We start from the raw sequence: 23,545 nt of genomic DNA, 5'->3' as shown, positions 1-23,545 counted from the left end.
TACGTTGGGATTGAAAACGGGTCATTCTACCGCCATCTCCTCTGTATCGCCAAATTGCGCGTCGATATTTCTCGGTGTCGCCGATGAAACCGGATGGAAAGTTAAATGACAGGTAAAAAGCGTTCTGCCAGTTCAAGCCGCTGGCTTCAGGAACACTTTAGCGATAAATATGTTCAACAGGCGCAGAAAAAAGGGTTACGTTCCCGTGCCTGGTTTAAACTTGATGAAATACAGCAAAGTGACAAGATTTTTAAACCGGGAATGACGGTAGTTGACTTGGGTGCTGCACCCGGTGGATGGTCGCAATATGCGGTCACACAGATTGGTGGGAACGGGCGCATCATCGCGTGCGATCTTTTACCGATGGATCCAATCGTCGGCGTAGACTTCCTTCAGGGCGATTTTCGTGATGAATTAGTTCTGAAAGCGTTACTGGAACGTGTTGGTGACAGTAAAGTTCAGGTTGTCATGTCAGATATGGCGCCTAATATGAGCGGAACGCCAGCGGTTGATATTCCCCGCTCTATGTATCTGGTAGAGCTGGCGCTGGAGATGTGCCGCGATGTGTTAGCGCCAGGCGGTAATTTTTTAGTGAAAGTGTTCCAGGGCGAAGGTTTCGATGAGTACCTTACGGAAATTCGCTCCCTGTTTACGAAGGTTAAAGTGCGTAAACCGGACTCTTCGCGTGCTCGTTCGCGCGAAGTGTATATTGTAGCGACCGGGCGAAAATGATACCCCGTTGATTTCGGCCTTCGGTTTGAATGAAACGGGATATGTTGTATCCTGCCGCTGTTTTTAACACAGTTGTAATATGAGGTTAATCCCTTGAGTGACATGGCGAAAAACCTAATACTCTGGCTGGTCATTGCCGTCGTGCTGATGTCAGTATTCCAGAGCTTTGGGCCCAGCGAGTCAAATGGCCGTAAGGTGGATTACTCTACCTTCCTGCAAGAGGTCAACCAGGACCAGGTTCGCGAAGCGCGTATCAACGGACGTGAGATCAACGTTACCAAGAAAGATAGTAACCGTTACACGACTTACATCCCGGTCAACGATCCTAAACTGCTCGACAACCTGCTGACCAAAAACGTCAAGGTTGTGGGTGAACCACCTGAAGAGCCGAGCCTGCTTGGTAACATCTTCATCTCCTGGTTCCCGATGCTGTTGCTGATTGGGGTATGGATTTTCTTCATGCGCCAGATGCAGGGCGGCGGTGGCAAAGGTGCCATGTCGTTCGGTAAGAGCAAAGCGCGCATGCTGACTGAAGATCAGATCAAAACCACTTTTGCCGACGTCGCGGGCTGCGACGAAGCGAAAGAAGAAGTGGGTGAGCTGGTTGAATATCTGCGTGAGCCGAGCCGTTTCCAGAAACTGGGCGGTAAAATCCCGAAAGGCGTCCTGATGGTCGGCCCTCCGGGTACCGGTAAAACGCTGCTGGCGAAAGCGATCGCCGGCGAAGCGAAAGTGCCGTTCTTCACGATTTCTGGTTCTGACTTTGTTGAGATGTTTGTCGGCGTGGGCGCATCCCGCGTACGCGACATGTTTGAACAAGCCAAGAAAGCCGCACCGTGCATCATCTTTATTGATGAGATTGACGCCGTTGGCCGTCAGCGTGGCGCAGGTTTAGGCGGTGGTCATGATGAACGTGAGCAGACCCTGAACCAGATGCTGGTTGAGATGGATGGTTTCGAAGGCAATGAAGGCATTATCGTTATTGCTGCGACCAACCGTCCGGACGTACTGGACCCTGCGCTGCTGCGTCCAGGCCGTTTCGACCGTCAGGTTGTCGTTGGGCTGCCGGACGTTCGCGGTCGCGAGCAGATCCTGAAGGTCCATATGCGCCGTGTACCGCTGTCGCCGGATATTGACGCTGCGATCATTGCGCGCGGTACCCCGGGCTTCTCTGGTGCGGATCTGGCTAACCTGGTCAACGAAGCTGCGCTGTTTGCTGCGCGTGGTAATAAACGCGTTGTCTCAATGGTTGAGTTCGAAAAAGCGAAAGACAAAATCATGATGGGTGCGGAACGTCGCTCCATGGTGATGACGGAAGCGCAGAAAGAGTCTACCGCGTATCACGAAGCGGGCCACGCCATTATCGGTCGTCTGGTGCCGGAGCACGATCCGGTACATAAAGTGACGATTATCCCACGTGGTCGTGCGCTGGGCGTAACTTTCTTCCTGCCGGAAGGGGATGCGATTAGCGCCAGCCGTCAGAAGCTGGAGAGCCAAATCTCTACGCTGTACGGCGGTCGTCTGGCGGAAGAGATCATCTACGGTGCTGAACATGTCTCTACCGGTGCGTCGAACGACATCAAAGTCGCGACCAACCTGGCACGCAACATGGTGACGCAGTGGGGCTTCTCGGACAAACTGGGTCCGCTGCTCTACGCCGAAGAAGAGGGCGAAGTGTTCCTCGGACGTTCCGTCGCGAAAGCGAAACATATGTCTGATGAAACCGCACGTATTATCGACCAGGAAGTGAAGGCGCTGATTGAACGTAACTACAATCGTGCGCGTCAGATCCTGAATGAGAACATGGATATTCTCCATGCGATGAAAGATGCTCTGATGAAATATGAGACCATCGACGCACCGCAAATTGATGACCTGATGTCTCGTCGCGATGTACGTCCGCCAGCGGGCTGGGAAGATCCAGGCGCGAATAACTCTGACAATAACGGTACCCCGCGCGCGCCGCGTCCGGTTGATGAACCGCGTACGCCGAACCCGGGCAACACCATGTCAGAGCAGTTTGGCGACAAATAAGCTTTCTGCAGTTGATGAACTGTCTGTAACGAAACCCTGGGGCCTGCTCCGGGGTTTTTCTTTTCTGTTCAACCGTAATACCTCAGGGACTTCAGCCATGAAACTTCATGCCCAGGGCTCCACACTCGAGCTGTCTCATCCCCACGTGATGGGGATCCTCAACGTCACGCCGGACTCCTTTTCTGACGGCGGCACCCACAACACGCTGATTGAGGCGGTCAAACACGCCAACCTGATGATTAATGCAGGGGCGACCATTGTAGATATCGGTGGTGAATCTACTCGGCCCGGTGCTGCTGAAGTGAGTGTTGAAGAGGAGCTGGCGCGCGTTATTCCGGTTGTGGAAGCGATAGCGCAGCGCTTTGAGGTGTGGATCTCGGTTGATACCTCAAAACCCGAAGTAATCCGGGAAGCTGCGCGGGCGGGCGCGCACATCATCAACGATATTCGCTCGTTGACGGAGCCCGGCGCCCTTGAAGCGGCGGCACAAACCGGATTGCCTGTCTGCCTGATGCATATGCAGGGTCAACCGAAGACGATGCAGGAGGCGCCAAAATATGAGGACGTCTTTGCCGACGTTAACCGCTTTTTTTTGGAGAATATCGCGCGCTGCGAACGTGCGGGGATCGCAAAAGAAAAATTGTTGCTCGACCCTGGGTTCGGTTTCGGTAAGAATCTCTCCCACAATTATGCGCTGCTTGCCCGATTAGGTGAGTTTCACCACTTCGGCTTACCGCTGTTGGTAGGGATGTCGCGTAAGTCGATGATCGGCCAATTGTTAAATGTCGGGCCCGCAGAGCGGTTAAGCGGCAGTCTGGCATGTGCAGTGATTGCTGCGATGCAGGGTGCGCAAATTATTCGTGTCCATGACGTAAAAGAAACGGTAGAAGCTATGCGGGTGGTTGAAGCCACACTGTCAGCGAAGGAAAATAAACGCTATGAGTAATCGTAAATATTTTGGCACTGATGGCATTCGTGGCCGTGTTGGCGACGCACCTATCACTCCTGATTTCGTTCTGAAACTGGGCTGGGCCGCTGGCAAAGTGCTGGCGCGTCACGGCTCACGTAAAATTATCATCGGTAAAGATACCCGCATCTCGGGCTATATGCTGGAATCGGCACTGGAAGCAGGGCTGGCTGCCGCCGGTCTCTCAGCTTCCTTCACCGGCCCGATGCCGACACCGGCCGTCGCTTACCTGACCCGTACCTTCCGCGCGGAAGCGGGGATCGTCATTTCTGCTTCCCATAACCCGTTCTATGACAACGGCATCAAGTTCTTCTCCATTGACGGTACTAAGCTGCCGGACGCGGTTGAAGAGGCGATAGAAGCGGAGATGGAGAAAGAGCTGACCTGCGTTGACTCTGCCGAGCTGGGTAAAGCCAGCCGTATCGTCGATGCCGCAGGCCGTTACATTGAGTTCTGCAAAGCGACGTTTCCTAATGAGCTCAGCCTCAACAGCCTGAAGATTGTGGTGGATTGCGCCAATGGTGCGACATACCACATTGCCCCTAACGTCTTCCGCGAGTTGGGCGCAAAAGTCATTGCGATTGGCTGCGATCCGGATGGCGTGAACATTAATGAAAAATGCGGTGCGACAGATGTGAAAGCACTGCAAGAGCGTGTTCTGGCGGAAAAAGCGGATTTAGGTATTGCCTTTGACGGCGACGGCGATCGTGTGATTATGGTTGATCACGAAGGCAATAAAGTCGATGGCGACCAGATTATGTATATCATCGCGCGCGAAGGCCTGCGCCAGGGGCAGCTGCGCGGTGGCGCGGTCGGCACCCTGATGAGCAACATGGGGCTTGAGCTGGCGCTTAAGCAACTGGGTATTCCGTTTGCGCGTGCAAAAGTGGGCGACCGCTACGTGCTGGAAAAAATGCAGGAGAAAGGGTGGCGCATCGGCGCAGAGAACTCAGGCCATGTGATCCTGCTGGATAAAACCACCACTGGCGACGGAATTGTTGCCGGCTTGCAGGTCGTCGCAGCGATGGTGCGTAACCATATGACGCTGCACGATCTCTGCAGCGGTATGAAAATGTTCCCGCAAGTTCTGGTCAATGTGCGCTTTACCGCCGGTAATGGCGATCCGCTTGAAGATGAAAACGTTAAAACCGTGATGGCAGAGGTTGAAGCGACACTGGGCAATCGTGGTCGCGTACTACTGCGTAAGTCCGGCACTGAGCCATTAATCCGCGTGATGGTAGAAGGCGAAGATGAAGCGCAAGTTACCGCGCTGGCTAATCGCATCGCCGACGCCGTTAAAGCGGTTTAACGCTTCGGTAAGTGGCTAAAAAGGCAGCTTTTGCTGCCTTTTTCTTCGCCGTTTCGTACTCTTTTGCTGTTTTTTTCCGCACTTGATAAAAAGCGTCGAAATTGCCCTTGCGCAGGCAGGTCGCTTTAGTTAGTATTCACACCCGCTTCAGTGGGAAAGCATGAAACATCCCGCGTTATTGGTTTGAAGCATTGGCTGCGGCAACCCCGCAAGGAACAGGTTGATTATGTACGAAGCTCTTTTAGTAGTTTTCCTTATTGTGGCTCTGGCTCTTGTAGCTCTGATCATGCTGCAGCAAGGTAAAGGCGCTGACATGGGAGCCTCCTTTGGCGCTGGCGCGTCCGGTACGCTGTTCGGTTCAAGTGGTTCTGGTAACTTCATGACTCGTGCAACTGCTGTGCTGGCAACACTGTTCTTCATTATTAGCCTTGTGCTGGGCAACATTAACAGCAATAAAACCAATAAAGGAAGCGAGTGGGAAAACCTGAGCGCACCGGCCAAGAGTGAACAGACTCAGCCAGCAGCGCCGGCGAAGCCGACCAGCGATATCCCGCAGTAATGTGAGAAGTAAGTCGTGCCGAGGTGGTGGAATTGGTAGACACGCTACCTTGAGGTGGTAGTGCCCAATAGGGCTTACGGGTTCAAGTCCCGTCCTCGGTACCAACATTCCGAAAAAAAGACATCGAAAGGTGTCTTTTTTTTCGTCTGTCGTTCGTGTTCTGTCGATGGGCCGTTTCAACGCTCTCCTTCTTAATTAACCCACCTCGTGTCACGCCTGCCTGGGCGCTGCTAAACCGAACCTGTTTCTCTATAAGTCCTTTTGCATTAGCAGCAGACAAACCCGCATGTCAGTGGATTTTTTCTTATGGTGTGCAGAGGGCTCCTAATCCGTACGCTCTGTTCCCTCATTTTTTCGTTTTTTTCTTGCTAGTAGAGTCAACCCCAAATCAATCGCAAGGGATGAGTGAAAATGAAGGTTAAAATTGTGGCGTTGGCCGTGTCGCTATGTAGCGCTAATGGCGCCTTCGCAACAGAGAATATTACTGTTGATATGTATCGTCAGTTACTACCGAAGGATGTAGCAGGAAATATCGATTATGGTCTGCATCTTGCAGATAAGTTAACACTGCCTTATCACTGCAATATTAAGCAGGACAGTGAAGGACGTTACCAGATTGATTTGAGCAGTTGCGAGCACTATAACCTGGACTGGAAAAAAGAGCGTTCAGCGGAAGTGAAGCTCGATCTTCTGGGAGACAGCGCTGAGGCTACCATAGTTGAACATAAGCTATGGGCAATGGCATTTTCGCAGGCCTACATAAGCACAATGATTCAGATGCAGTATGGGCTTGCAAAGGAGAATGGGACATTTGATTTGCAGCGGCCCTTTGGCTCAGGAGAGAGCTTTGGCGACTATTTTGCGCAAAATATGGGGCCAAACTATTTTGTTTCGAAAGGCCTTCAGGAGAGCTCTCTGGGGCGAGATTTACCTGCTGCAACACAGGAAGGGGATGATGGCGTACTGCAAATTGAATATCCCGGCAGTGCGTGGAGTGAATTACAGGGGACCGGCGGCGGAGGTTTTCCGCGTATCTTTGGCATGATGCAGCCCAAAAAGATTCTCGACTCCTTTTCCGGGCCTGCACGTAATATTATCGGCTCGGCTATCACCAGTGGTTTTTATAATGGTTCGGTAATTGGCATTAACACGGGTTCGTTACCATGGGATAAAGACAAAGCTGACACGACAGTACGTATTCATGAATTTATCCAGGGGAGTAAAGACAAGAACACGCTGTCGATGATTATGAGTTATATGTACAACCGTGGTCCCTATTCAGTAAAAGAATTACTGCTTAAGAGCGAACAAAGTTTTCAGCACTGTATGAGCCTGACAGACAATCTTGAGAGCGACCCAGCCTGTTTTGTTCAGTTAAATGATTTTGGCACCCGTTATATCCGCCAGATCCCCTACGTTACGCAAATGCTCAACGAAGCCAGTCAAAAAGCAGAGACCCGATATGACACTGATTTGACGCGCAAGGATGTCAGTAACTATTTTGACCTGCTGACGCGTTATGGATTCTATAGCAGTGCAGAAATGGCAAAAGCGAAGCCTGCAGCAATGGCTCGTTTTGATGAGCTGGCTCAAGAGGGCTCAATTTCCTGGTCCCGGGATTTTGGTAAAGTGCTGGAAGCGTTGATGGTAGAGTTGCCTGTTACGCAGTTTGCTGAAAAAAGTCCCATTGATGAGTCATTAGTGTCGACACTGGTTAATCATTATGACAAGCGTCTGTTTCTCTCCGTAGCGGATAAAGTGGGAACTATCGTTTCTCATGACTGGCTGGAGCCAAACAGTAAAATCGCACTGATGCCCGGAAGCCATGTACAACAGGCATCGTTCGAGAACGCTGCTGGTATAGATTGCGCTGCGCTCATCCAGGAGCAGCTCGCCAATGCGGACGACGCGCCTGTTCATTTGATTATTCAGCAAGAGGGCGGGCAGTGTTTAATCAGCCACGAAGGGAACATTTCTGATCCTGAAAAGCCCGGTGTTGTGCAGAACGTACATGCTGACGATATCACCGCCACCACAGTCACGTTAAGCTGGCGAAAAGTGGCTGGCGATGTAATGAGTTATCAGGTGTATCGCGATGACACGCTAATTGAAAAGCCGCATTCAGCATCCTTTGTTGACAGTAACCTGAAGCCTGCGACCACTTACAGCTATCAGGTTGCGGCCCAGTTCAGCGACGGCTCGCTTTCACCGCGTAGCAAGACGCTCAACGTGAAGACCCTAGCGGAGGGGCAGGTGCCAGAAAACGTTGCGGCCTGGGCGGTTGGTATCGCTTATAAAGTTGGCGATGTAGTCTCGTACAAGGGCAACGTTTATACCTGTTTGCAGGGGCATGATGCTATCGAAGATTGGGCACCGGCGAATTCCCCGGCACTGTGGCAACTGGTTAATGCTCGCTAGCTATTAAAGAAGAGCTGCACCTTATTCAATTGGCTGGCCAATTTTTGGGGTGCAGTTCTGTTTTATCACCCAGACTGGTTATTTCTTATCGCTATGCTCAAGATTTTCCACCTGCGGCAGGCCATTACCTGCAGTGGTGGAGATGAGGCCTGTCTGAACATAATTGAACAGCTTGGCGCGGGTATCGGTAATGTCCAGATTGCGCATAGTCAGCTGACCAATACGATCGTCCGGGGAGAATACCGATTCACCTTTCTCCATGGTCAGACGCTCTGCCTGGTAGGTCAGATTGTCGGAAACCGTGTTGAGGATCGAGTAGTCATTGCCGCGACGCAACTCGAGCGTCACTTCACCCGTAATGGCACTTGCCACCCAGCGCTGCAGGGCATCACGCAGCATCAGTGCCTGCGGATCGAACCAGCGGCCTTGATAGAGCAGGCGTCCGAGCTGACGACCGTGAGCGTGATACTGCTCAATGGTGTCTTCGTTATGAATGCCGGTCAGCAGACGTTCATAAGCGATATGCAGCAGCGCCATCCCCGGGGCTTCATAGATACCGCGGCTTTTCGCTTCGATGATACGGTTCTCGATCTGATCGCTCATGCCCAGACCGTGACGACCACCAATACGGTTGGCTTCCATCATCAGCTCAACATCATCGCTAAAGGTTTTGCCATTCAGCGCGACAGGGTGACCCTGTTCAAAACGTACGGTAACTTCCTCTGCCGGGATCTTCACGCTCTCATCCCAGAACTTCACGCCCATGATCGGGTTAACGATTTTGACACTGGAGTTGAGGAATTCGAGATCCTTCGCTTCGTGCGTTGCACCCAGCATATTGGAGTCCGTGGAGTAGGCTTTTTCGGCCGACATTTTGTAGTCGAAGCCCGATGCGGTCATGAATTCGGACATTTCCTGACGGCCGCCCAGCTCGTCAATAAAGTCCGTATCGAGCCACGGTTTGTAGATTTTCAGTTCGGCATTGGTCAGCAGGCCGTAACGATAAAAACGTTCGATATCGTTGCCTTTATAAGTGCTGCCGTCACCCCAGATGTTGACGCCATCTTCTTTCATTGCCGCAACCAGCATGGTGCCGGTTACCGCACGACCGAGTGGGGTGGTATTAAAATAGGTTAAGCCGCCAGTGGTGTTATGAAACGCCCCGCACTGGATAGCCGCAATGCCTTCAGCGACCAGCTGTTTACGACAATCGATCAGGCGAGCATTTTCCGCACCATACTCTTTTGCGCGACGCGGGATCGCCTCATAGTCATCCTCGTCAGGCTGGCCCAGGTTGGCAGTATATGCATAAGGAACCGCGCCTTTCTGACGCATCCATAGCAGCGCTGCGCTGGTGTCCAGACCGCCTGAAAAAGCAATACCAATACGTTGACCTGCGGGAAGATGCTTGAGAATCGTTGTCATAAAAAAATCCCTGCTTGATAGACTGATGGTGAGAGACTTCACAGCCACGCCACGCTTTTCGTACCACTCATGATTACAACTTTAGTGAATGGTTATGCAAAATTAATGAGTTTTCATTTAATCATCTTTTAGCGCGAACCGGAAGAGAGAAGCGCAATTTTCATTGTATAACTGAAAGAAAAAGCGGCATCTGTGCATAAAAACTCTCTTAAGGATATGCAAGAGTGGCAGAGCACGTGATGCTATAGATGAGCGGTTGACACAACGCGATGTTTTTCAATATACTGCAAGCCGGTTTTACGTCCCGTCTTCGGTACCAAATCCCAGCATTATTTGCAAGTTGACGCTCAATCGAGTAAAATTTGCCACGTTTCAGGCGCGGGGTGGAGCAGCCTGGTAGCTCGTCGGGCTCATAACCCGAAGGTCGTCGGTTCAAATCCGGCCCCCGCAACCACTTTCCCTTAGTGTTCTTTTTCAAATATACTGTGAAGACTTAACGCCTTCTCTAGCGGGATTTGAAAAGAATACTTTCGGAAGGTTATCCAGGCCGCAGTTGCGGCTATAGGGTTCAGTTATTCAAAGCCCCGATTTATCGGGGTTTTTTGTTATCTGAGTACGAAATAACTGGGCTATATGCCCTTTTTTTATGTCTTGGGGGTGGACTTGTCCACATTAGAGCAAAAATTAACAGAGATGATTACGGCGCCGGTTGAAGCACTGGGCTACGAACTGGTCGGTATCGAATTTGTGCGTGGTCGCACATCTACGCTGCGCATCTATATTGATAGTGAAGATGGCATCAATGTTGATGATTGCGCTGATGTCAGCCACCAGGTCAGTGCGGTACTGGATGTCGAAGATCCTATTACCGTTGCGTATAACCTGGAAGTTTCCTCACCAGGTCTTGAGCGACCTTTGTTTACGGCTGAGCACTACGCGCGCTTTAAGGGCGACGAAGTTTCGCTGGTGCTGCGGATGGCGGTGCAGAACCGTCGTAAGTGGCAGGGCATCATTAAAGATGTCGATGGCGAAATGATCACCGTTACGGTCGAAGGTAAAGATGAAGTGTTCGCCTTGAGCAATATTCAAAAAGCGAACCTGGTCCCCCACTTTTAACAGTCTGGATTGAGGTGAAAGGCCCCCAATGAACAAAGAAATTTTGGCTGTTGTTGAAGCTGTTTCTAACGAAAAGTCGCTTCCGCGTGAAAAAATCTTTGAAGCGCTGGAAAGTGCTCTGGCTACAGCAACCAAGAAAAAATATGAGCAAGAGATTGATGTGCGTGTAAGCATCGATCGTAAAAGCGGTGATTTCGACACATTCCGTCGCTGGCTGATCGTTGAAGAAGTGACGCAGCCGACGCGTGAAATCACTCTCGAAGCGGCACGTTACGAAGATGAGAGCCTGAACCTCGACGATTACGTTGAAGATCAGATTGAATCCGTGACGTTTGACCGTATCACCACCCAAACCGCGAAGCAGGTTATCGTACAGAAAGTACGTGAAGCAGAGCGCGCAATGGTTGTCGATCAGTTCCGTGAACACGAAGGTGAAATCATCACTGGCGTGGTGAAGAAGGTGAACCGCGACAACATCACGCTGGATCTGGGCAACAATGCTGAAGCCGTGATCCTGCGCGAAGATATGCTGCCGCGTGAAAACTTCCGTCCGGGCGACCGCATTCGCGGCGTGTTGTACGCCGTGCGTCCTGAAGCCCGCGGTGCGCAGCTGTTCGTCACGCGTTCCAAACCGGAAATGCTGGTTGAACTGTTCCGCATTGAAGTACCAGAAATCGGCGAAGAAGTTATCGAGATCAAAGCCGCAGCCCGCGATCCGGGTTCTCGCGCCAAAATTGCGGTGAAAACCAACGACAAGCGTATTGACCCGGTTGGGGCATGCGTTGGTATGCGTGGTGCCCGCGTTCAGGCCGTTTCTACCGAACTCGGCGGCGAACGTATCGATATCGTACTGTGGGACGACAACCCGGCCCAGTTCGTTATCAACGCGATGGCACCGGCTGATGTTGCTTCTATCGTGGTGGATGAAGATAAGCACACCATGGATATTGCTGTTGAAGCAGGCAACCTGGCGCAGGCGATTGGCCGTAACGGTCAGAACGTGCGTCTCGCGTCTCAGCTGAGCGGCTGGGAACTCAACGTGATGACCGTTGAAGATCTGCAGTCTAAGCATCAGGCTGAGGCTCACGCAGCGATTGATACCTTTACACGTTACCTGGATATTGACGAAGATTTCGCCACTGTTCTGGTCGAAGAGGGTTTCTCAACGCTGGAAGAACTGGCCTATGTGCCAATCAAAGAGCTGCTGGAAATCGATGGCCTGGATGAGGACACCGTCGAAGCCCTGCGTGATCGTGCGAAAAGCGCACTGACTACTCTGGCGCTGGCACAGGAAGAAAGCCTGGGGAATAAAGAACCGGCTGAAGACCTGCTGAACCTGGACGGTCTGGATCGTGCACTGGCTTTCAAACTGGCTGCTCGTGGTGTTTGTACGCTGGAAGACCTCGCCGAGCAAGGTGTAGATGACCTGAGCGATATCGAAGGGTTAACTGCCGACAAAGCTGGTGAGCTCATCATGGCCGCGCGTAATATTTGCTGGTTTGGTGACGAAGCGTAATAAACTGTAGCAGGAAGGAACAGCATGACAGATGTAACCGTAAAAACGCTGGCCGCTGAGATTCAAACCTCTGTGGACCGCCTGGTACAGCAATTTGCTGATGCAGGGATCCGCAAGTCTGCTGATGATTCAGTGACCGCGCAGGAAAAACAGACGCTGTTAGCGCATCTGAACCGTGAACACGGTTCTGCGCCTGATAAGCTGACATTGCAGCGCAAAACGCGCAGCACATTAAATATTCAGGGCACCGGTGGGAAAAGTAAATCGGTGCAGATCGAAGTCCGTAAAAAGCGCACCTTTGTAAAACGCGATCCACAAGAGGCAGAACGTCTCGCTGCGGAAGAAGAGGCGATGCGTGAAGCGGAGGAGAAGGCCCGTCGTGAAGCAGAGGAAGCCGCTGAGCGAGAAGCCGAGGAAAAAGCCAAACGTGAAGCCGAAGCGCGTCTGAAACGTGAAGCTGAAGAAAAAGCTAAACGCGAAAATGCCGAAAGTGCAAAACGTGAAGCTGCGGAAAATAGCAAAGTGAGCAACCATCAAACTGACGAAGTGACCAGGGCAGCCCAGACGGAAAAAGCCCGTCGTGAATCCGAAGCGCAGGAACTCAAGCGTAAAGCGGAAGAAGAGGCTCGTCGTAAACTGGAAGAAAATGCACGTCGCGTAGCGGAAGAAGCCCGTCGAATGGCAGAACAGAACGAAGCAACCTGGGCGGCAACGCCAGGCGAAGAAGAAGAGACGACCGGCGATTATCACGTCACCACCTCCCAGCATGCACGTCAGGCGGAAGATGATAACGATCGTGAAGTCGAAGGTGGCCGTGGTCGTACGCGTACAGCTAAAGCGCCGCGTCCGAAGAAAGGCAACAAGCACGCTGAAAGCAAAGCCGATCGTGAAGAAGCGCGTGCCGCGGTTCGCGGTGGCAAAGGCGGCCGTCAGCGTAAAGGCTCTGCACTGCAGCAGGGCTTCCAGAAACCGGCACAGGCCGTTAACCGTGACGTTGTGATCGGTGAAACGCTGACCGTCGGCGAGCTGGCAAATAAAATGGCCGTTAAAGGCTCTCAGGTCATCAAAGCGATGATGAAACTGGGCGCAATGGCAACCATCAACCAGGTCATCGACCAGGAAACCGCACAGCTGGTTGCGGAAGAGATGGGCCACAAAGTTATCCTGCGTCGTGAAAACGAGCTGGAAGAAGCGGTAATGAGCGACCGTGACACAGGTGCAGCGGCTGAACCGCGCGCGCCGGTTGTGACCATCATGGGTCACGTTGACCACGGTAAAACCTCACTGCTGGACTACATTCGCTCAACGAAGGTGGCCTCCGGCGAAGCGGGTGGCATTACCCAGCACATTGGTGCTTACCACGTTGAAACCGACAACGGCATGATCACCTTCCTGGATACCCCAGGCCACGCCGCGTTTACCGCAATGCGTGCCCGTGGTGCTCAGGCAACGGATATCGTTGTGCTGGTTGTTGCCGCAGATGATGGCGTGATGCCGCAGACTATCGAAGCTATTCAGCACGCGAAAGCGGCGAAAGTGCCGGTGGTTGTTGCGGTAAACAAAATCGATAAGCCGGAAGCCGATCCGGATCGCGTGAAAAACGAACTCTCTCAGTACGGGATCATCCCGGAAGAGTGGGGCGGCGAAAGCCAGTTCGTTCACGTCTCCGCAAAAGCCGGTACCGGTATCGACGACCTGCTGGATGCAATCCTGCTGCAGGCCGAAGTTCTGGAACTGCACGCTGTCCGTAACGGCATGGCGAGCGGCGTTGTTATCGAATCCTTCCTCGATAAAGGTCGTGGTCCGGTAGCGTCCGTGCTGGTGCGTGAAGGTACGCTGCATAAAGGCGACATCGTACTGTGCGGCTTCGAGTATGGCCGTGTACGTGCGATGCGTGACGAGCTGGGTCGCGAAGTGACCGAAGCGGGTCCGTCCATTCCGGTGGAAATCCTTGGTCTCTCCGGCGTTCCGGCGGCGGGTGACGAAGCCACCGTGGTACGTGACGAGAAGAAAGCGCGTGAAGTTGCGCTTTATCGTCAGGGCAAATTCCGCGAAGTTAAACTGGCTCGCCAGCAGAAATCTAAGCTGGAGAACATGTTTGCCAACATGACCGAAGGCGAAGTGCACGAAGTGAACATCGTGCTGAAAGCTGACGTTCAGGGCTCCGTGGAAGCGATCTCCGACTCGCTGCTGAAACTCTCTACTGAAGAAGTGAAAGTGAAGATTGTTGGTTCCGGCGTAGGTGGTATCACCGAAACCGACGCCACGCTTGCAGCTGCGTCCAACGCTATCCTGGTTGGCTTCAACGTTCGTGCCGATGCCTCTGCGCGTCGCGTGATCGAAGCAGAAGGTCTGGATCTGCGTTACTACTCCGTCATCTATAACCTGATCGACGAAGTGAAAGCGGCGATGAGCGGTATGCTCTCACCTGAGCTGAAACAGCAGATCATCGGTCTGGCTGAAGTGCGCGATGTGTTCAAATCGCCGAAATTCGGCGCGGTTGCTGGCTGTATGGTTACCGAAGGCGTCGTCAAACGTCACAACCCGATCCGCGTCCTGCGCGACAACGTGGTTATCTATGAAGGCGAGCTGGAATCCCTGCGCCGCTTCAAAGATGACGTCAACGAAGTCCGTAACGGCATGGAGTGTGGTATCGGCGTGAAGAACTACAATGACGTACGTACCGGCGATATGATCGAAGTCTTCGAAATTATCGAAATCAAGCGCTCTATCGAATAATCGACGCATTAGCGCAACGTAGGCCGGGAGCGAAGCGCCACCCGGCAAGAGATATCTAAAGGGGCTTCGGCCCCTTTTTAGTCTGGAGAAGTAATATGGCGAAAGAATTTGGTCGCCCGCAGCGCGTCGCTCAGGAGTTGCAAAAAGAGATTGCGATTATCCTGCAGCGTGAAATCAAAGATCCGCGCCTGGGCATGATGACCACCGTATCCGGTGTCGAAGTCTCCCGCGATCTGGCGTATGCCAAAGTGTTCGTGACCTTCCTGAATGACAAAGATGAAGAGTCGGTAAAAGCGGGTATTAAAGCCCTGCACGACGCTTCTGGTTTTATCCGCACCCTGCTGGGGAAAGCGATGCGTCTGCGTATCGTGCCGGAGCTGACATTCTTCTACGACAACTCTCTGGTTGAAGGGATGCGCATGTCAAACCTGGTCACCAGCGTGGTGAAGCACGATGATGAGCGTCGTGTGAACCCGGACGACAGCAAGGAGGACTGATGAGTCGTCCTCGTCGTCGCGGCCGCGACGTGCATGGCGTACTGCTGCTGGATAAGCAGCAGGGCGCATCAAGCAATGATGTCCTGCAGAAAGTAAAGCGCCTCTATAATGCCAACCGCGCGGGTCACACCGGCGCGCTGGATCCGCTGGCAACCGGCATGCTGCCGATTTGCCTCGGTGAGGCGACAAAATTTTCCCAGTATCTGCTCGATTCCGATAAACGTTACCGCGTGATAGCCCGCCTGGGTCAGCGCACCGATACCTCGGATGCTGATGGCCAGGTAGTTGAAGAGCGCCCGGTGACCTTTACAGCCGCAGAGCTGGCGAGCGCACTGGAGAGTTTCCGCGGTAACACGCAGCAGATCCCTTCGATGTACTCGGCGCTGAAGTATCAGGGCAAGAAGCTTTACGAGTATGCGCGTCAGGGCATTGAAGTGCCGCGCGAAGCGCGTCCCATTACTGTGTATGAACTGCTGTTTATCCGCCATGAAGGGGATGAGCTGGAGCTGGAAATCCACTGCTCAAAAGGGACCTACATTCGCACCATCGTTGACGATCTGGGCGAGAAGCTGGGCTGCGGCGCGCACGTAATCTATTTGCGTCGCCTGGCGGTCAGCCGCTACCCGATAGAGCGGATGGTTACGCTTGAGCAGCTGCAAGAATTAGTCCAGCAGGCTGAGCTGCAGGAAATTCCTGCGGCAGAGCTGCTCGATCCGTTATTGATGCCGATGGATAGCCCGGCGTCTGATTTCCCGGTTGTAAACATTCCCTCCGTGGTTGCCGCCTATTTCAAAAACGGCCAACCGGTGCGCGCTTCAACTACGCCCGGTGAAGGGCTGGTTCGCGTGACGGAAGGTGAAGAGGGCAAGTTTATCGGCATGGGTGAAATTGATGATGAGGGGCGAGTTGCGCCGCGTCGTCTGGTTGTTGAGTATCCTGCTGACTGACGGGCTTACCTTGCGGGAATGCCCGACTACGAGTAGAATATTGCCGCTTAACGCCGGGCTATGTATTTAACATGCCCGGCGTTAAACCTGGGGGAGCTGAATTAGAGATCGGCACCCTGTCATTCTTATATCACTGGAGTTGAAAATGTCTCTAAGCGTTGAAGCTAAAGCAAAAATCGTTTCCGAGTTTGGTCGTGGTTCTAACGACAGCGGTTCTACCGAAGTTCAGGTTGCACTGCTGACTGCTCAGATTAACCACCTGCAGGGTCACTTTGCAGAGCACAAAAAAGATCACCACAGCCGTCGTGGTCTGCTGCGTATGGTTTCTCAGCGTCGTAAACTGCTCGACTACCTGAAACGTAAAGACGTTGCACGCTACACCGCGCTGATCGAGCGTCTGGGTCTGCGTCGCTAAGTCTGGCGAGTTTCAAGAAGGGGCCTTTACGGCCCCTTTTTTCAACCAGGCGGCAGCAATTGGCAGTAAACTGATGTATTGTTGCCAGGTATGATCTTCATTGCAGAGGTTCGCGCGGCTAATGAGAGGCTTTATCCGCAATGGGCGGGTTAAGGTTGTCATTAGTCGCGAGGATGCAAGAAGGTCCGGTTTAATTATCAGCACGCCTTAGGTGTGCTGATGTTCATTAAGAAAGGATAGAATTTTGCTGAATCCGATCATTCGTAAGTTCCAATATGGTCAACACACCGTCACGCTGGAAACCGGCATGATGGCCCGTCAGGCAACTGCTGCCGTGATGGTAAGCATGGACGACACCGCGGTATTCGTTACCGTTGTTGGCCAGAAAAAAGCAAAACCAGGTCAGGACTTTTTCCCGCTGACCGTTAACTATCAGGAGCGTACCTACGCTGCCGGTAAAATCCCGGGCGGCTTCTTCCGTCGTGAAGGCCGTCCGAGCGAAGGCGAAACCCTGATCGCGCGTCTGATTGACCGTCCGGTTCGTCCGCTGTTCCCGGAAGGTTTCGTCAACGAAGTGCAGGTTATCGCGACCGTGGTCTCTGTTAACCCGCAGGTTAACCCGGATATCGTGGCGATGATTGGTGCTTCTGCTGCACTCTCGCTCTCTGGTATTCCGTTCAACGGCCCAATCGGCGCCGCGCGCGTTGGTTACATCAACGACCAGTACGTTCTGAACCCGACTCAGGAAGAGCTGAAATCCAGCAAACTGGACCTGGTTGTTGCCGGTACCGAAGCAGCTGTGCTGATGGTTGAATCCGAAGCTGAACTGCTGAGCGAAGATCAGATGCTGGGCGCAGTCGTTTACGGCCACGAGCAGCAGCAGGTTGTTATCCAGAACATTAACGATCTGGTGAAAGAAGCGGGTAAACCGCGCTGGGACTGGCAGCCGGAAGCGGTCAACGAAGCGCTGAACGCGCGCGTTGCAGCGCTCGCAGAATCCCGTCTGAGCGATGCTTACCGCATCACCGACAAACAGGAGCGTTACGCTCAGGTTGATGTGATCAAATCTGAAACCATCGCGACGCTGGTTGCAGAAGATGAGAGCCTGGACGCTAACGAGCTGGGCGAAATCCTGCACGCTATCGAGAAAAACGTTGTTCGTAGCCGCGTACTGGCAGGCGAACCGCGCATCGACGGCCGCGAAAAAGATATGATCCGTGGTCTGGATGTGCGTACCGGCGTGCTGCCGCGTACTCACGGTTCCGCACTCTTCACCCGTGGCGAAACGCAGGCGCTGGTTACCGCAACCCTGGGCACTGCACGTGACGCGCAGAACATCGACGAACTGATGGGCGAGCGCACTGACAGCTTCCTGTTCCACTACAACTTCCCTCCGTACTCCGTAGGGGAGACCGGTATGGTCGGTTCACCGAAGCGTCGTGAAATTGGTCACGGTCGTCTGGCGAAACGCGGCGTGCTGGCTGTTATGCCGGAAGCTGATAAATTCCCGTACACCGTGCGTGTGGTTTCTGAAATCACTGAATCCAACGGTTCCTCTTCCATGGCTTCCGTGTGCGGCGCATCGCTGGCACTGATGGATGCAGGCGTACCGGTGAAAGCCGCTGTTGCCGGTATCGCAATGGGCCTGGTGAAAGAGGGCGACAACTTTGTGGTTCTGTCTGACATTCTGGGCGACGAAGATCACCTGGGCGACATGGACTTTAAAGTAGCCGGTTCCCGCGACGGTATCTCTGCACTGCAGATGGATATCAAAATCGAAGGCATCACCAAAGAGATCATGCAGGTTGCGCTGAACCAGGCGAAAGGTGCACGTCTGCATATCCTGGGCGTGATGGAGCAGGCGATTAACGCGCCGCGTGGCGATATCTCTGAATTCGCGCCGCGTATCCACACCATCAAGATCAACCCGGACAAGATCAAAGACGTTATCGGTAAAGGCGGCTCAGTTATCCGTGCGCTGACCGAAGAGACCGGCACGACCATCGAAATCGAAGATGACGGTACCGTGAAAATCGCAGCAACCGACGGCGACAAAGCGAAATTCGCGATTCGTCGTATCGAAGAGATTACCGCTGAGATCGAAGTGGGCCGCATCTATAACGGTAAAGTGACCCGTATTGTCGACTTTGGTGCGTTTGTTGCCATTGGTGGCGGTAAAGAGGGTCTGGTGCACATTTCTCAGATCGCCGACAAGCGCGTAGAGAAAGTGACCGACTATCTGCAGATGGGTCAGGAAGTACCGGTGAAAGTTCTGGAAGTTGACCGCCAGGGCCGTATTCGTCTAAGCATTAAAGAAGCAACTGAACAAACTCAGCCTGTTGAAGCGCCAGAAGCGCCGCAAGCAGAGCAGGGCGAGTAAGGTTTGCCTTTGCCCTCCGCGCAGGCGGAGGGCTTATTCTCAGGCAGGACGCCATGTTTGCAGCCGGGGGACAGGACGTTCATCCAATTGTTGTCTTCGGGAGTAGGAAATGAAGCCTTTTTTGCGCTGGTGTTTCGTTGCGACAGCTCTAACGCTGGCAGGATGCAGCAACTCTGCCTGGCGTAAGAGCGAAGTCCTCGCGGTGCCATTGCAACCGACTTTGCAGCAAGAAGTGATTCTGGCACGCATGGAACAAATTCTTGCCAGTCGGGCTTTATCCGATGACGAACGCGCACAGCTTTTATATGAGCGCGGAGTATTGTATGATAGCCTCGGTTTGAGAGCGTTGGCGCGGAATGATTTTTCACAAGCGCTGGCAATCCGACCCGATATGCCTGAAGTATTCAATTACTTAGGCATTTATTTAACGCAGGCAGGCAATTTTGATGCTGCCTATGAAGCGTTTGATTCTGTACTTGAGCTTGATCCAACTTACAACTACGCGCACTTAAACCGCGGCATCGCTCTGCACTATGGCGGTCGTGATAAGTTAGCGCAAGATGATCTGCTGGCGTTTTATCAAGACGATCCTAATGATCCTTTCCGTAGCCTGTGGCTTTACATCGTTGAGCGGAAGCTCGATGAGCACAAGGCGAAAGAAGCACTGAAACAGCGCTTCGAAAAATCGGACAAGGAGCAATGGGGATGGAATATTGTCGAGTTCTACCTCGGTGACATTAGCGAATCTGAGCTAATGGATCGCCTGAAGGCGGACGCAACGGATAACACCTCGCTCGCTGAGCATCTCAGTGAAACCAACTTCTATTTAGGTAAGTACTACCTAAGTCTGGGGGATAAGGACAGCGCTACGGCACTGTTCAAATTAGCGGTTGCTAACAACGTCCACAACTTCGTTGAGCACCGTTATGCATTGTTGGAATTATCGCTCTTGGGCCAGGAGCACGACGACCTGGCAGAATCGGACCAGCAATAGCTGACGACATAAACATCAGCCCGTAATCTTTTTTTGATTGCCATCACCTTAACTGGTGAGGGCGTTGTTGTTCGTCAATACACCTACTTTGAGCCGGTTCACACTTTTCAATGAAAATTGCTAAATATTTTCACGATGAGTTATGTAGACTGGCCGCCAATGACATAGAGGCACTTGTACTACATGGCTGAATTCGAAACCACTTTTGCAGATCTGGGCCTGAAGGCTCCTATCCTTGAAGCCCTTAACGATCTCGGTTACGAAAAACCATCTCCGATCCAGGCTGAGTGCATTCCGCACCTGCTGAGCGGTCGTGACGTGCTGGGCATGGCCCAGACTGGTAGCGGGAAAACCGCAGCGTTTTCTCTGCCGCTGCTTAATAACATCGATCCGGACCTGCGTGCGCCGCAGATCCTCGTGCTTGCTCCGACCCGCGAACTGGCGGTTCAGGTAGCTGAAGCGATGACCGATTTCTCTAAACACATGCACGGTGTGAACGTGGTTGCCCTGTACGGCGGCCAGCGTTATGACGTGCAATTACGCGCCCTGCGTCAGGGCCCGCAGATCGTTGTCGGTACGCCGGGACGCCTGCTGGATCACCTGAAACGCGGCACTCTGGACCTCTCCAAACTGAGCGGTCTGGTGCTGGATGAAGCAGATGAAATGCTGCGCATGGGCTTTATCGAAGACGTAGAAACTATCATGGCGCAGATCCCGGAAGGTCATCAGACCGCTCTGTTCTCCGCCACCATGCCGGAAGCGATTCGTCGCATTACCCGCCGCTTTATGAAAGAGCCGCAGGAAGTGCGCATCCAGTCCAGCGTGACAACCCGCCCGGACATCAGCCAGAGCTACTGGTCTGTCTACGGCATGCGTAAAAACGAAGCGCTGGTTCGCTTCCTTGAAGCTGAAGATTTTGATGCCGCGATCATCTTCGTGCGCACCAAAAACGCGACTCTGGAAGTGGCTGAAGCGCTGGAGCGCAACGGTTACAACAGCGCCGCGCTGAACGGTGACATGAACCAGGCCCTGCGTGAGCAGACTCTGGAGCGTCTGAAAGATGGTCGTCTGGACATCCTGATTGCAACCGACGTTGCGGCCCGTGGCCTGGACGTTGAACGCATCAGCCTGGTTGTTAACTACGACATCCCGATGGACTCTGAGTCTTATGTTCACCGTATCGGCCGTACCGGTCGTGCGGGTCGTGCTGGCCGCGCCCTGCTGTTCGTTGAGAACCGCGAGCGTCGTCTGCTGCGCAACATCGAGCGTACGATGAAGCTGACCATTCCTGAAGTAGAGCTGCCGAACGCAGAGCTGCTGGGCAAACGCCGTCTGGAAAAATTCGCCGCGAAAGTACAGCAGCAGCTGGAAAGCAGCGATCTCGATCAGTACCGCGCGCTGCTGGCGAAAATTCAGCCCTCTGCTGAAGAAGAGATGGATATCGAAACGCTGGCTGCCGCACTGCTGAAAATGGCCCAGGGCGAACGTCCGCTGATCCTGCCGCCGGATGCACCGATGCGTCCTAAGCGTGAGTTCCGCGAGCGTGATGATCGTTTCGAACGCCGTGGCGATCGCAACGACCGTGGCCCGCGCAGCGATCGTGGCGGTGAAGACCGTCCGCGTCGTGAGCGTCGCGATGTGGGTGATATGGAGCTGTACCGCATTGAAGTGGGCCGTGATGACGGTGTTGAAGTTCGTCATATCGTGGGCGCAATCGCCAACGAAGGCGACATCAGCAGCCGCTACATCGGTAACATCAAGCTGTTCGGTTCCCACTCCACCATCGAGCTGCCGAAAGGCATGCCGGGCGAGGTTCTGCAGCACTTTACCCGCACGCGTATTCTCAACAAACCGATGAATATGCAGCTGCTGGGCGATGCACAGCCGCGTGAGCGCAGCGAACGCCGTCCTGGCGGCGAGCGTCGTAGCTTTGGCGGCGGCGAGCGTCGTGAAGGCGGTCGCGGTCCGCGTCGTGATGGTGCAGCACCGGCTGGTGCAGGCCGTTTCAGCGGTGAGCGTCGTGAAAACCGTGGCCCGCGCCGCGAAGAAGGCACAACCCGTCGTCGTGACGCGTAAACCTTACGCTTAAAACGTAAAGTAATAGATACAGCCCCGATCAAAAAGATTGGGGCTTTTTTTATCCGTAATGTACTCCTGTACTGGTACAATGCATCGGCTTTACTTTCGGCATAGCGCCATTACAGGAGAACGTTTCAGATGTCGACACTGACAACCACCCAGGCTTCCCCTTCGCTGTTCGGCGGAGTGGTGATTATCGGCGGCACCATTATTGGCGCAGGCATGTTTTCCCTGCCGGTGGTCATGTCCGGCGCGTGGTTCTTCTGGTCGCTTCTGGCACTGCTCTTTACCTGGTTCTGCATGCTGCACTCGGGCCTGATGATCCTGGAAGCCAACCTCAACTACCACAGCGGCGCGAGCTTCGACACCATAACCAAAGATCTGCTGGGCAAAGGGTGGAACCTGATTAACGGCCTCTCTATCGCTTTTGTGCTCTACATTCTGACCTACGCCTACATCTCGGCGAGCGGCTCGATTCTGCACCACACTTTTGCTGAAATGTCGCTGGATGTTCCGCCGCGCCTGGCAGGGCTGGGATTTGCGCTGCTGGTGGCGTTTATCGTCTGGCTCTCAACCCACGCGGTGAGCCGCATGACGGCGATTGTGCTGGGCGCAAAAGTGATCACCTTCTTCCTCACCTTCGGTAGCCTGCTCGGGCACGTGCAGCCAGCAATCCTGTTTAACGTGGCGCAAAGCGACGCCTCTTACACGCCCTACCTGCTGATGACACTGCCGTTTTGCCTCGCCTCTTTCGGCTATCACGGCAACGTGCCGAGCCTGATGAAGTATTACGGCAAAGATCCACGCGTTATTACCCGCTGCCTGATCTATGGCACGCTGCTGGCGCTGGGGCTGTATGTGATTTGGTTACTGGTGACGATGGGGAATATTGCCCGCCCGGCGTTTATCGATATCGCGGCAAAAGGGGGCAATATCGATGTGCTGGTTCAGGCGTTGAGCGGGGTGCTTAACAGCCGCAGTCTCGATCTGCTGCTGGTCATATTCTCCAACTTTGCTGTCGCCAGCTCTTTCCTCGGCGTGACGCTGGGGCTGTTTGATTACCTGGCCGATCTCTTTAAGTTTGATGATGCGCCGCTGGGGCGCTTTAAGACCGCGCTGCTGACATTCCTGCCGCCGATTATTGGTGGTCTGCTGTGGCCGAACGGCTTTTTATACGCCATTGGTTATGCGGGGTTAGCTGCCACCATATGGGCAGCGATTGTGCCAGCGCTGCTGGCCAACGCTTCACGTAAACGCTTCGGTAGCCCGACGTTTCGCGTCTGGGGCGGTAAGCCGATGATTGTCTTGATCCTGCTTTTTGGCGCAGGTAACGCGGTGGTGCATCTGTTATCGAGCTTTGATTTGCTGCCGGTCTATCACTAATCAAACCCGGCCTGCACGATTATGCAGGCCGGATA

General features: G+C 53.5%; 17 protein-coding genes and 2 tRNA genes. 18 read left to right on the top strand and 1 reads right to left on the bottom strand.

From position 1 onward, the window contains the following. The first annotated feature begins 105 nt into the window (after positions 1-105). The 7 genes from rlmE (at position 106) to HF650_RS21095 (ending at position 8,019) form a co-directional block, all read left to right on the top strand. Complete coding sequence (rlmE, locus tag HF650_RS21125) at positions 106-732, top strand: 23S rRNA (uridine(2552)-2'-O)-methyltransferase RlmE (protein ID WP_076769254.1); 627 nt, start codon at positions 106-108, stop codon at positions 730-732. A 102-nt stretch (positions 733-834) separates the two neighbouring features. Continuing rightward, positions 835-2,766, top strand: coding sequence for an ATP-dependent zinc metalloprotease FtsH (gene ftsH, locus HF650_RS21120; RefSeq protein WP_187800242.1), 1,932 nt, complete (start codon positions 835-837; stop codon positions 2,764-2,766). Positions 2,767-2,863: 97 nt separating this feature from the next. After that, a complete protein-coding gene (gene folP, locus HF650_RS21115; RefSeq protein WP_187800241.1) occupies positions 2,864-3,712 on the top strand; it encodes a dihydropteroate synthase in 849 nt (282 codons plus the stop codon). Then, on the top strand, positions 3,705-5,042 hold the full coding sequence (gene glmM, locus HF650_RS21110) for a phosphoglucosamine mutase (protein WP_187800240.1): 1,338 nt from the start codon (positions 3,705-3,707) through the stop codon (positions 5,040-5,042). The genes folP and glmM overlap by 8 nt, the downstream gene beginning before the upstream one ends. Positions 5,043-5,268: 226 nt before the next feature. Beyond that, positions 5,269-5,601, top strand: a complete 333-nt coding sequence (gene secG / locus HF650_RS21105; RefSeq protein WP_054802976.1) for a preprotein translocase subunit SecG — start codon at positions 5,269-5,271, stop codon at positions 5,599-5,601. Between the two features lie 17 nt (positions 5,602-5,618). After that, a tRNA-Leu gene (locus tag HF650_RS21100) sits at positions 5,619-5,705 on the top strand. A 307-nt stretch (positions 5,706-6,012) separates the two neighbouring features. Beyond that, on the top strand, positions 6,013-8,019 hold the full coding sequence (locus HF650_RS21095) for a carbohydrate-binding protein (RefSeq protein WP_187800239.1): 2,007 nt from the start codon (positions 6,013-6,015) through the stop codon (positions 8,017-8,019). A 78-nt stretch (positions 8,020-8,097) separates the two neighbouring features. Here HF650_RS21095 and argG read toward each other — a convergent pair whose 3' ends face one another. Then, complete coding sequence (gene argG / locus HF650_RS21090; RefSeq protein ID WP_187800238.1) at positions 8,098-9,444, bottom strand: argininosuccinate synthase; 1,347 nt, start codon at positions 9,442-9,444, stop codon at positions 8,098-8,100. A 377-nt stretch (positions 9,445-9,821) separates the two neighbouring features. On the opposite strand from argG, the gene HF650_RS21085 reads away from it, so the two are divergent. The 11 genes from HF650_RS21085 to mtr all read left to right on the top strand — a co-directional run bounded on the left by HF650_RS21085 (position 9,822) and on the right by mtr (position 23,510). Beyond that, positions 9,822-9,898: transfer RNA gene (locus HF650_RS21085), tRNA-Met, on the top strand. A 209-nt stretch (positions 9,899-10,107) separates the two neighbouring features. Next, positions 10,108-10,560 (top strand): ribosome maturation factor RimP, encoded by a 453-nt coding sequence (gene rimP, locus HF650_RS21080; RefSeq protein ID WP_017457352.1) that lies wholly within the window; start codon positions 10,108-10,110, stop codon positions 10,558-10,560. 28 nt (positions 10,561-10,588) lie between these two features. Then, on the top strand, positions 10,589-12,076 hold the full coding sequence (gene nusA / locus HF650_RS21075; protein WP_187800237.1) for a transcription termination factor NusA: 1,488 nt from the start codon (positions 10,589-10,591) through the stop codon (positions 12,074-12,076). Between the two features lie 24 nt (positions 12,077-12,100). Next, on the top strand, positions 12,101-14,815 hold the full coding sequence (gene infB, locus HF650_RS21070) for a translation initiation factor IF-2 (RefSeq protein ID WP_187800236.1): 2,715 nt from the start codon (positions 12,101-12,103) through the stop codon (positions 14,813-14,815). A 95-nt stretch (positions 14,816-14,910) separates the two neighbouring features. After that, on the top strand, positions 14,911-15,312 hold the full coding sequence (rbfA, locus tag HF650_RS21065; protein WP_187800235.1) for a 30S ribosome-binding factor RbfA: 402 nt from the start codon (positions 14,911-14,913) through the stop codon (positions 15,310-15,312). Then, positions 15,312-16,259 carry a tRNA pseudouridine(55) synthase TruB gene (gene truB / locus HF650_RS21060; RefSeq protein ID WP_187800234.1) on the top strand — a complete coding sequence of 316 codons (948 nt, stop codon included), beginning with the start codon at positions 15,312-15,314 and terminating at the stop codon, positions 16,257-16,259. The genes rbfA and truB overlap by 1 nt, the downstream gene beginning before the upstream one ends. A gap of 145 nt (positions 16,260-16,404) precedes the next feature. Further along, the gene (gene rpsO / locus HF650_RS21055; RefSeq protein ID WP_017457357.1) at positions 16,405-16,674 is read left to right on the top strand and encodes a 30S ribosomal protein S15; all 270 of its coding nucleotides are present in this window, start codon (positions 16,405-16,407) and stop codon (positions 16,672-16,674) included. 244 nt (positions 16,675-16,918) lie between these two features. Continuing rightward, positions 16,919-19,054, top strand: a complete 2,136-nt coding sequence (gene pnp, locus HF650_RS21050) for a polyribonucleotide nucleotidyltransferase (protein ID WP_187800233.1) — start codon at positions 16,919-16,921, stop codon at positions 19,052-19,054. Between the two features lie 109 nt (positions 19,055-19,163). Beyond that, positions 19,164-20,048, top strand: coding sequence for a lipoprotein NlpI (gene nlpI, locus HF650_RS21045; RefSeq protein WP_124967191.1), 885 nt, complete (start codon positions 19,164-19,166; stop codon positions 20,046-20,048). A gap of 183 nt (positions 20,049-20,231) precedes the next feature. After that, positions 20,232-22,124, top strand: a complete 1,893-nt coding sequence (locus tag HF650_RS21035; protein WP_187800232.1) for a DEAD/DEAH family ATP-dependent RNA helicase — start codon at positions 20,232-20,234, stop codon at positions 22,122-22,124. A gap of 141 nt (positions 22,125-22,265) precedes the next feature. After that, positions 22,266-23,510, top strand: a complete 1,245-nt coding sequence (mtr, locus tag HF650_RS21030) for a tryptophan permease (RefSeq protein ID WP_187800231.1) — start codon at positions 22,266-22,268, stop codon at positions 23,508-23,510. The last annotated feature ends 35 nt before the right edge of the window (positions 23,511-23,545 follow it).

Origin of the sequence: Kosakonia sp. SMBL-WEM22 (assembly GCF_014490785.1) — a bacterium.
In the GTDB taxonomy this organism is placed as follows: Bacteria; Pseudomonadota; Gammaproteobacteria; order Enterobacterales; family Enterobacteriaceae; genus Kosakonia.
Note: the sequence above shows the minus strand (reverse complement) of the source record. Positions and strands in the feature narration are given on the sequence as shown.

Coding starts and splice junctions, on each gene's coding strand:
- rlmE (WP_076769254.1), top strand. CDS start 106: ATGACAGGTAAAAAGCGTTCTGCCAGTTCAAGCCGCTGGCTTCAGGAA.
- ftsH (WP_187800242.1), top strand. CDS start 835: ATGGCGAAAAACCTAATACTCTGGCTGGTCATTGCCGTCGTGCTGATG.
- folP (WP_187800241.1), top strand. CDS start 2,864: ATGAAACTTCATGCCCAGGGCTCCACACTCGAGCTGTCTCATCCCCAC.
- glmM (WP_187800240.1), top strand. CDS start 3,705: ATGAGTAATCGTAAATATTTTGGCACTGATGGCATTCGTGGCCGTGTT.
- secG (WP_054802976.1), top strand. CDS start 5,269: ATGTACGAAGCTCTTTTAGTAGTTTTCCTTATTGTGGCTCTGGCTCTT.
- HF650_RS21095 (WP_187800239.1), top strand. CDS start 6,013: ATGAAGGTTAAAATTGTGGCGTTGGCCGTGTCGCTATGTAGCGCTAAT.
- argG (WP_187800238.1), bottom strand. CDS start 9,444: ATGACAACGATTCTCAAGCATCTTCCCGCAGGTCAACGTATTGGTATT.
- nusA (WP_187800237.1), top strand. CDS start 10,589: ATGAACAAAGAAATTTTGGCTGTTGTTGAAGCTGTTTCTAACGAAAAG.
- infB (WP_187800236.1), top strand. CDS start 12,101: ATGACAGATGTAACCGTAAAAACGCTGGCCGCTGAGATTCAAACCTCT.
- rbfA (WP_187800235.1), top strand. CDS start 14,911: ATGGCGAAAGAATTTGGTCGCCCGCAGCGCGTCGCTCAGGAGTTGCAA.
- truB (WP_187800234.1), top strand. CDS start 15,312: ATGAGTCGTCCTCGTCGTCGCGGCCGCGACGTGCATGGCGTACTGCTG.
- rpsO (WP_017457357.1), top strand. CDS start 16,405: ATGTCTCTAAGCGTTGAAGCTAAAGCAAAAATCGTTTCCGAGTTTGGT.
- nlpI (WP_124967191.1), top strand. CDS start 19,164: ATGAAGCCTTTTTTGCGCTGGTGTTTCGTTGCGACAGCTCTAACGCTG.
- HF650_RS21035 (WP_187800232.1), top strand. CDS start 20,232: ATGGCTGAATTCGAAACCACTTTTGCAGATCTGGGCCTGAAGGCTCCT.
- mtr (WP_187800231.1), top strand. CDS start 22,266: ATGTCGACACTGACAACCACCCAGGCTTCCCCTTCGCTGTTCGGCGGA.